Source organism: uncultured Methylobacterium sp. (assembly GCF_964251405.1).
Classification (GTDB): Bacteria; Pseudomonadota; Alphaproteobacteria; order Rhizobiales; family Beijerinckiaceae; genus Methylobacterium.
Genome location: NZ_CAXUJR010000002.1, coordinates 51,217 through 59,409, shown reverse-complemented (window position 1 = coordinate 59,409; position 8,193 = coordinate 51,217). Strand labels below are relative to the sequence as shown.

Sequence of the window (8,193 nt, the reverse complement as noted above, 5' to 3'; positions counted from 1 at the left end):
AGCTGGGCTACGGCGTGCTGGATGTCGGCAGCGGTCCCGAAGCCCTGATCCTCCTTGGCGAGGATCGCCAGATCGGCCTGATGCTCACCGACTTCGCGATGCCCGGAATGACGGGACGCGAGCTCAGCAGCCACGCTCAGGCGCTGCGGCCCACGTTGCGCGTCCTGCTGATGACCGGCTACGCCGATCCCGCCGCACTGCCTGCCGAAGCCGTCCAGATCCTTCGGAAGCCCTTTGCCATGGGCGAACTCGCCGCCGCCGTCGCGGCGGCCCTGTCTCAGGAGACTCCGGTGATCCCGTTCCGGAGGCCGGAGACCGGGACGAGCTATGGAATCGGGGAGGGCGCGTAGGTTCGCCGATGTGCATCGGCGGGGGCGGCGAAGACGAGCGCTGGCTCAACCGCCATACACGACTTGCCGGGACCTCCTCCGCAAGCAGACTTTCATCCAGCCATCGAGTGGCGGCGCAGTCCCTGGCTGTTCCCGAAGGCGCGCCCGTACAGGTCCGAATAGGTCGCAGCGGCCCCATCCCAGCCGAAGGAGCGCGACATCGCCCTGCGCCGCATGGCGTTGAGCCGCTTCTTCTGCGCGAAGGTGTCGAAGGCGCGCCGAATGGCGTGTGAAAAGCCCCGGTTCGGCGCCTCGCCGAAGGTGAACCCCGTGACACCATCCTCGACCGTGTCGGCGAGGCCGCCGGTGCGGCGCACGATCGGAAGCGAGCCGAAGCGCTGGGCATACATCTGCGCGAGGCCGCAGGGCTCGAAGCGCGAGGGCATCAGCAGGAAGTCGCTGCCCGCGAACATCCGGCGTGCCTGCTTCTCCTGAAAGCCCGTATGGACACCCACCGCGGACGGGTGACGTCGCGCGAGGTCGCGCAGTGCCCCTTCGAAGCGGCTCTCCCCCTGGCCGATCACGACGAGCTGGCCGCCCTCGGCGACGATCGTCTCGGCGGCCGCGATGCTGAGATCGATGCCCTTCTGGTGGACGAGACGAGACACGATGGCGAAGAGCGGCCCGCGCGACACCGCGAGGCCGAATTGCCGGCGGACCATCTCGGCGTTGGCACGCTTGCCCTTCCAGTCGTCGACCTCGAACCGGGTCGCCAGGTTGGGATCGGTGCGCGGGTCCCAGCTCTCGTCGATCCCATTGAGGATGCCGGCGAGCCGCCCCTGAGCGGCACGGGTCCGCAGCAGCCCGTCGAGTCCGCAGCCGGCCTCCGTGGTCATGATTTCTCGGGCATAGGTCTCACTGACCGTGGTGACGTGCGAGGCGTAGTAGATGCCGGCCTTGAGGAAGGAGAGGTGGCCGTAGAACTCGACCCCGTCCATCTGGAAAGCTCCGTCCGGCACCCCGAGACGTCCGAGCGACTCGCTCGAGAACAACCCCTGATAGGCGAGGTTGTGGATCGTCAGCACGCTCGGAATCCGCCGGCCCGTCCATGACAGGTAGGCCGGTGCCAGTGCCGTCTGCCAGTCGTTGAGGTGGAGAAGGTCTGCGCTCCAACCCGGATCGGCGCCTCCGGCGATCTCGGCGGCGGCGAGGCTGAGGCGAGCGAAGCGAAGGTCGTTGTCGCGAAAATCACCCTGGGCGTCGCCGTAGGGAGTCCCGTCGCGCTGGTAGAGGTCGGCGCTCAGGAGCACGTAGACCAGCAGGCCGTCGCCCATCTCGACGAGCCCGAGGTCGCAAGGCGGCACGCCGGCCTGACCGGGAAGCCGCGCCACGACGGGCATATGGTCGAACCTGTCGACCACCTGCCGGTAACCGGGAATCAGGACCCGGACGTCGTAGTGTCGGCGTAGCGCGCGCGGTAGTGCGCCCGCGACCTCGCCGAGGCCGCCGGTCTTCACGAAATCCGCCATCTCCGGTGTCGCGTAGAGGATCCGCCGCTGCAGCGACCGTCTCCGGTCCGGTTCGGCGTCGAGTGCGTGGCGCGACGGAGGGATGGCGGCGCCGTCCAGCGCGGAGGTCCCACGCACGCCGAAGGCATCATTGATGCGCGGGAACATGGGGCGATCGGCTTGGTCGATCGGGGACACGCCGAGAGAAACCGAGTCCGTCATGGTCAGGGCCTTCGAGACAGTCGTGCGGGTGTGCGATGCACAATTCAAGCCATGGGAATGGTAAAGGCCGGCTTAAACCTGTTGCATCGCAATAATTCCGCGCCCTGGCATCGAGCTGGGCATTCATTCCAGCGACATTCCGCCGCCATCATTCCGTCCTGCTCGCCCGTCAGCCTCGATCTCGTTCGGGAGAACGCGAGGGTTGAGGCACGGCGTTTGCAGTGTTGTCGCGTGTCTGCGACAGGATCTGCTGGAGCATTTGCTCGGGCTCACCATGCTCGGGCAAGCGACCGCAGTTATTGGGCCATCAGAAGAATGGGCCAGCTTTTTTCGGGCTTCCTGAATGGTCCGGTGGCGAAAAGGGGGAACGACACGTGCTCAACGACATCCTGATCGTACCGGATCGTAATCGCGCGGCGGACGCCGCCTTGACGGAACGGGCTGCCGGCATGCCGAACGCGCCTGCTTGGTCAAAGCCCGTTCAACCTGTTTCCGGCGATCCCGTCATTGACATGCGTGAAGCGATCCTCGCCAAACTCGCCTATTCGATCGGCAGGACGCCCGAGACCGCCCGCGAGCGCGATTGGTTCGCCGCGACCGCCCTCGCTCTGCGCGACCGCATCGTCGATGCCTGCATGACCTCGCGCAGCGAGACCGTGCCCAACAAGCGCGTGTACTACCTATCACTCGAATTCCTGATCGGGCGCCTGCTCTCGGACGCCATGAACAATCTCGGCCTCGTCGAGACCACCCGCGCGGCCTTGGCCGATCTCGGAATCTCGCTGGACGCGGTCGAGGGTGCCGAGCCCGACGCCGCGCTCGGCAACGGCGGCCTCGGGCGGCTGGCCGCCTGCTTCATGGAGAGCATGGCGAGCCTGGCGATCCCGGCGATCGGCTATGGCATCCGCTACGATCACGGCCTGTTCCGGCAGTCGCTCGAGGACGGCTGGCAGAAGGAGGCGCCCGAGACCTGGCTCGCGGAGGGCAATCCCTGGGAGTTCGCGCGTCCCGACGCGACCTACAAGATCGGATTCGGCGGCCACGTCACGATGTCGTCGGTCGGCGAGGGCATCATCCGGCGCCATTGGCAGCCGGGCGAGACGGTGCTGGCCGTCGCCCACGACGTGCCGGTCGTCGGTTGGCGCGGCGGCCACGTGAACACCCTGCGCCTGTGGAAAGCGGAAGCCGACGCGGCCGTCGATCTCGGCCGCTTCAACGGCGGCGACCATGTCGGCGCCGTCTCGGAGCGCTGCCGGGTCGAGGCGATTTCGCGGGTTCTCTACCCGAGCGATTCCTCTGATGCGGGCCAGGAATTGCGCCTGCGCCAGGAATACTTCTTCACCTCGGCCTCGCTCCAGGACCTCGTGTGCCGCCACCTCGCGGAGCGGGGCGACCTGCGCTCGCTGCCCGACCATGCCGCGATCCAGCTCAACGACACCCATCCGGCCATCGCCGTGCCCGAGCTGATGCGACTCCTCCTCGAAGACCATGGCTTCACCTGGGAAGACGCCTGGCACGTCACCACCAACACGCTGAGCTACACCAATCACACGCTGCTGCCGGAGGCCCTGGAGACATGGCCGGTCGGGCTGATGGAGCGGCTGCTGCCGCGCCACATGCAGATCATCTACTTGATCAACTGGATGCACCTCGAAGAGCAGGGCAGGCGGGGCCAGGCCGATGCCGTCCACCTCGCCTCCGTCTCGCTCATCGAAGAATCGCACGGCAAACGCGTGCGCATGGGCCATCTCGCCTTCCTGGGCGCGCGTCGCGTCAACGGCGTCTCGGCGCTGCACACCGACCTGATGCGCTCCACGGTGTTCAAGGACCTCCATGCCCTCGACACCGACAAGATCGTCAACAAGACCAACGGCATCACGTTCCGGCGCTGGCTGCACAACGCGAACCCCGAGCTGACGAAGCTCGCCGTCGAGATCGTCGGCGAGCGCGTCCTCGATGATCCGACGGCGCTCCTCGACCTCGCGGGACACGCGGAGGATTCCGCCTTCCAGGCGCGCTACGCCGCCATGCGCCTCGCCCGGAAGGAGACGCTTGCCCGCGTCCTTGCCGATCGCACCGGCATCGTCGTCGATCCGACCGCCCTGTTCGACGTCCAGATCAAGCGCATCCACGAATACAAGCGCCAACTCCTCAACGTCATCGAGACGGTGGCGCTCTACCAGGCGATCAAGGCCGATCCGGGCAAGGACTGGACGCCACGGGTCAAGATGTTCGGCGGCAAGGCGGCGCCGAGCTACGTCCAGGCCAAGCTGATCATCAAGCTGGCCTGCGACGTCGCCAAGGTCGTGAACGACGATCCCGACGTGGCCGGCCGGCTCAAGGTCGCGTTCCTGCCGAACTATTCTGTGAGCCTTGCCGAGGCCATCATCCCGGCCGCCGACCTGTCCGAGCAGATCTCGACGGCCGGCATGGAGGCCTCCGGCACCGGCAACATGAAGCTGGCCCTCAACGGCGCCTTGACGATCGGCACCCTCGACGGCGCCAATATCGAGATCCGCGACAATGTCGGCCCCGAGAACATCTTCATCTTCGGCCTCGATGCGGCCGGCGTCGCCGAACGGATGTTGGAGGCGAGCTATCCGGCCAAGGCCATCGCCGCCTCGCCGCGCCTCGCGGCCGCCCTCGACCTGATAGGCTCGGGCGGGTTCTCGCCGGACGACCGCAGCCGCTTCCGGCCCCTCGTCGACGACCTGCGCCATAACGACCGCTACCTGCTCACCGTCGATTTCGACGATTACTGGCGGGCGCAACGCGAGATCGACACGGCCTGGGCCGACCCGAAGGCGTGGTGGAAATCCGCTATCCTGAACACCTCGCGGATGGCGTGGTTCTCCTCGGACCGTTCGATGCGCGAATATGCCGAGGAGATCTGGCGGGTGAAGGTCGCCTGAGTCAGCCTCCACCTTCTGAACGAAAGAAGCCCGGCGCGGAAAGGCGCCGGGCTTCTTCGTGTCTGCGGGACGATCAGCGAGCTGGCGGCAGCAGCACCGGGTAGCAGCGGGCCCCCGCCGCGGCGGCCAGGACCTCGACGGCGCCCACCGTCGATGCATCGCCGACCACGTGGACGACGTCGGTGGTGCGCAGGGACGGCAGATGCGCGCTCAAGGGTCCGGGCCGGACGTCCGGCGGGCGTTGCCGCGCGCGGTCGGCGACGAGAACGATCCGGCCGATCCCCGTCGCCCGGAGCCAGTCGAGGGAGGGGCGCATGTAGAGGTCGAGGGGATCGCGGGCACCGGCGATCATCACGACGTCGCGGGCCGGCTCGATGTAGCGCGCCGCCCGGGCGATGGCCCAGATCGGGGCGAATCCGGTCTCGGCCGCGAGCAGAACGAGGCGTCCGCCACCGGGACGATAGTAGCCGCGCCCGGTCGGGCCTTTCACCTTGACTTCGGCGCCCAGGGGCACCCCCTCGCCGAGTGCGCTCGCGAGGGAGCCAGTACCGGGTTCAAGCGGCAGGTGGAAGACGAGCTCGTTGAGTTCGGCGGCACCGTCGATGCGCAGGGTCGGACTCAGGGTGAGAGGCGCGAAGCCCTCCACCGTCATGACGACCTGATGCCCCGGCTCGAAAACGAGACGGCGGGTGATCGTCACCACCATCTCGATGACATGCGGCCCGAGCTGGCGGATCTGCGTGATCGTCCCGGTTCGGCGGGACGGGGCCGGGGGCTTGATGGGTTCGGCCCACGCGATGGCGGCGCGCGGCAGGGTGGGCATCAGGGCTTCGGCTCGATGAAGGCGCGGCTTGCCCCGGCGCGAAGCCGGGCCGAAGCCCTGCCCGAAGCCCTGCCCGAACGGATTGGCACCGTGCAGGCCGGAGCCGGACCCGATCATGCCCTCGGCCAGCGCCGCCTCGACGGGGGTATCGCCGGTGGAAATGCGAACGGCCTTGCCGTTGACGACGAGTGAGCAACGCGCGCTCATGGCCGTCTCCCGAAAGAGTGTGAGGACAAGGACAGGTGGGATCGCGCGGGGGCGCTCAACGCCTCTGACGGAGAAGCTGGTCGACGAGGATCGCCCAGCGGTCACGCACCAGGCGGGCATCGTCCGTCGAGGTGGCCGGATCGTCGACCTTCTCGATCAGCGCGCGCAGGCTCGCGTTTTCGCTGCGTTCGGCCTTGAGCACGGCCTTCATCAGCGTCACCTCGGTTTTCAGACGAAGGAGGTCCGCCGTCGAAACCTCGTCGGGTTCGTCCTGATCATCGTCTTCCGAGACCGCCGGGACCAGCGCGATGACGGTCGCCGTGTCCTGTGCATCCCACACGCTGACGCGGAGGGGACGCGCCACGAGGCGCCGCACGATGTCGGATCCGGTCTCCGCCTTCTCCTGCCTCGCCGCTTGCGCCATCGCACCCGTCTCCCGCCCGGCGTCCGGCTGCTCCGCGCTGCCGATCGAACCTGGACGGTACGATGCGAGATCATGGTTAAGGGAGGTTTAATCCCGAGGCTCAACTTCCGGAGCCGACGGGATCAGCGGTGACGCCTCACGCTGATGTCGATTGATGCGAATGCTCCAAAAGCACCGTGCGAGGCCGAAAACGACATCCGGCATGATACTGCCGTTCCGGCAGATGCGCGGCAGAGCCAACTTGCTACAGGCGCAAATCCCGCCGTCTGTCATCGTCTGCGGCGGGAATTCCCGCCAGAACGCGGGCGGGTGTCGTGTAGACGATGCGATATCCCACCGGCAGTGGGCCGCAACCGATACAGATGGCCATCGTCCACCGCTCCCAGAGCTTGGTGTTTCGGGAATCGACGGCCCGCTGCCGCTTCTGACCGAGCTCGATGAACCTCTTGATCTCGGCCGCTTTTTCATCGCTGGTCGCGGTGCGGTCATTGGTCTGTGCCGGGCGTGGCGGGAGTCTGCCCTGCGCCGACCCGGTTGAAATGGATAGCGTCACAAAACACAAAATCAATACGACAAGACGCATCGGAAGCTCCTGATTATTCAATGAGCATTCCCCTTGTGACGTGGCCTACGTGTCACATCGTCGAAAAGTTTCGATATCAATTGTCAACTTGTGAGTATGGCATTATCTTGCGAGCCAATACGGTGTTCGCGAAAGCCGATCTCGCCGACCATCAATGTCGGTTTCGACCCAAATGGGTCGCGCCCCGCAACATCGTTCGGCAATACGGTCGAAGTGCCCATTGAAGCGGTGTCGCAGCACGGGCCGCCTTCGCCGCCATTGCTCCTCTGACGGCTCGATCTTGAAATTCAATCGATCCGGAACGGCGGAACCAGGAAAGCAGTCCGGCCTATCGGGAGTCCCATTCTACGCCTTCGACGTCGAGGCCCAACCGAGGCATCCGAGCCATCCGATGTCACGCTGCCTCGGGCGCCGCTCCGACGAGTTGGCGGGCCTGGAGCATCGACATCGGTTCGCCGAAGGCGAAGCCCTGCGCGTATTCGCAGCCGAGCTCGGCCAGGGCCTGCGCGTCGGCTTCGGTCTCCGCCCCCTCGGCGACGATGACGAGGCCGAGTTCCTGCGCCATCCTGACGATCGAGCGCAGGATCACGGTGCGGCCGGTGGCGATCTGGCGCACGAAGGACTGGTCGATCTTGATGGTGTCGAAGGGGAAGCGCTGAAGATACGAGAGTGCCGAATAGCCGGTGCCGAAATCGTCCAGCGACAGGCCGGCGCCGAGGTCGTGGATGCGGGTGAGCATCTGGGCTGCGTATTCGGGATTTTCCATCACCAGGCTCTCGGTGAGTTCGAGCTTGAGCGAGCCCGGCAACACCCCGGAGCGGGCGAGGACCGTCTTCACGTCGTGAAGGAGATCGTGGCGCAGGAGCTGGCGCGACGAGATGTTGACCGAGGCGAAGATCGGCGGCTCGACGTCGAGGGAACGCTGCCAGGCGGCGAGTTCGAGGGCCGTGCGCTCCATGACGAAAATGCCGAGATTGACGATGAAGCCATTATCCTCGGCGATCGGGATGAAGGTCGAGGGCGGGATGCGGCCGAGCTTGGGATGGTCCCAGCGCAGCAGCGCCTCAAATCCCGCCACGGTCCGGTCCTCCAGGCGCACGATCGGCTGGAACAGGACCTTCATCTCGTTCCGATCGAGGGAGCGGCGCAGGTCGCCCTCCAGCACCATGCGATCGCCGCGCTCGT

Annotated in this window: 7 protein-coding genes; 2 read left to right on the top strand and 5 right to left on the bottom strand. The window is 66.5% G+C overall.

All coding sequences use genetic code 11. The features are described from left to right. On the top strand, positions 1-350 hold a 350-nt coding region (locus tag ACFE7U_RS01185), incomplete at its 5' end, for a response regulator (protein ID WP_375407889.1). 92 nt (positions 351-442) lie between these two features. Here the strand turns inward: ACFE7U_RS01185 and glgA are convergent. Beyond that, positions 443-2,005 (bottom strand): glycogen synthase GlgA, encoded by a 1,563-nt coding sequence (gene glgA / locus ACFE7U_RS01180; RefSeq protein ID WP_375407888.1) that lies wholly within the window; start codon positions 2,003-2,005, stop codon positions 443-445. A 503-nt stretch (positions 2,006-2,508) separates the two neighbouring features. Between glgA and ACFE7U_RS01175 the strand changes: the two genes are divergently transcribed. After that, complete coding sequence (locus tag ACFE7U_RS01175) at positions 2,509-4,971, top strand: glycogen/starch/alpha-glucan phosphorylase (protein ID WP_375407910.1); 2,463 nt, start codon at positions 2,509-2,511, stop codon at positions 4,969-4,971. Between the two features lie 73 nt (positions 4,972-5,044). Here the strand turns inward: ACFE7U_RS01175 and ACFE7U_RS01170 are convergent, their stop codons facing one another. The 4 genes from ACFE7U_RS01170 to ACFE7U_RS01155 form a co-directional block, all read right to left on the bottom strand. Beyond that, positions 5,045-6,001 (bottom strand): ferredoxin--NAD(+) reductase, encoded by a 957-nt coding sequence (locus tag ACFE7U_RS01170; protein WP_375407887.1) that lies wholly within the window; start codon positions 5,999-6,001, stop codon positions 5,045-5,047. A 55-nt stretch (positions 6,002-6,056) separates the two neighbouring features. Continuing rightward, positions 6,057-6,425: a hypothetical protein gene (locus ACFE7U_RS01165; RefSeq protein WP_375407886.1), complete on the bottom strand. Its 369-nt coding sequence runs from the start codon at positions 6,423-6,425 to the stop codon at positions 6,057-6,059. A 244-nt stretch (positions 6,426-6,669) separates the two neighbouring features. Further along, positions 6,670-7,008, bottom strand: a complete 339-nt coding sequence (locus ACFE7U_RS01160; protein ID WP_375407885.1) for a hypothetical protein — start codon at positions 7,006-7,008, stop codon at positions 6,670-6,672. A gap of 394 nt (positions 7,009-7,402) precedes the next feature. Beyond that, positions 7,403-8,193, bottom strand: a 791-nt coding sequence (locus tag ACFE7U_RS01155; RefSeq protein WP_375407884.1) for a putative bifunctional diguanylate cyclase/phosphodiesterase, incomplete at its 5' end; no start/stop codon positions are given.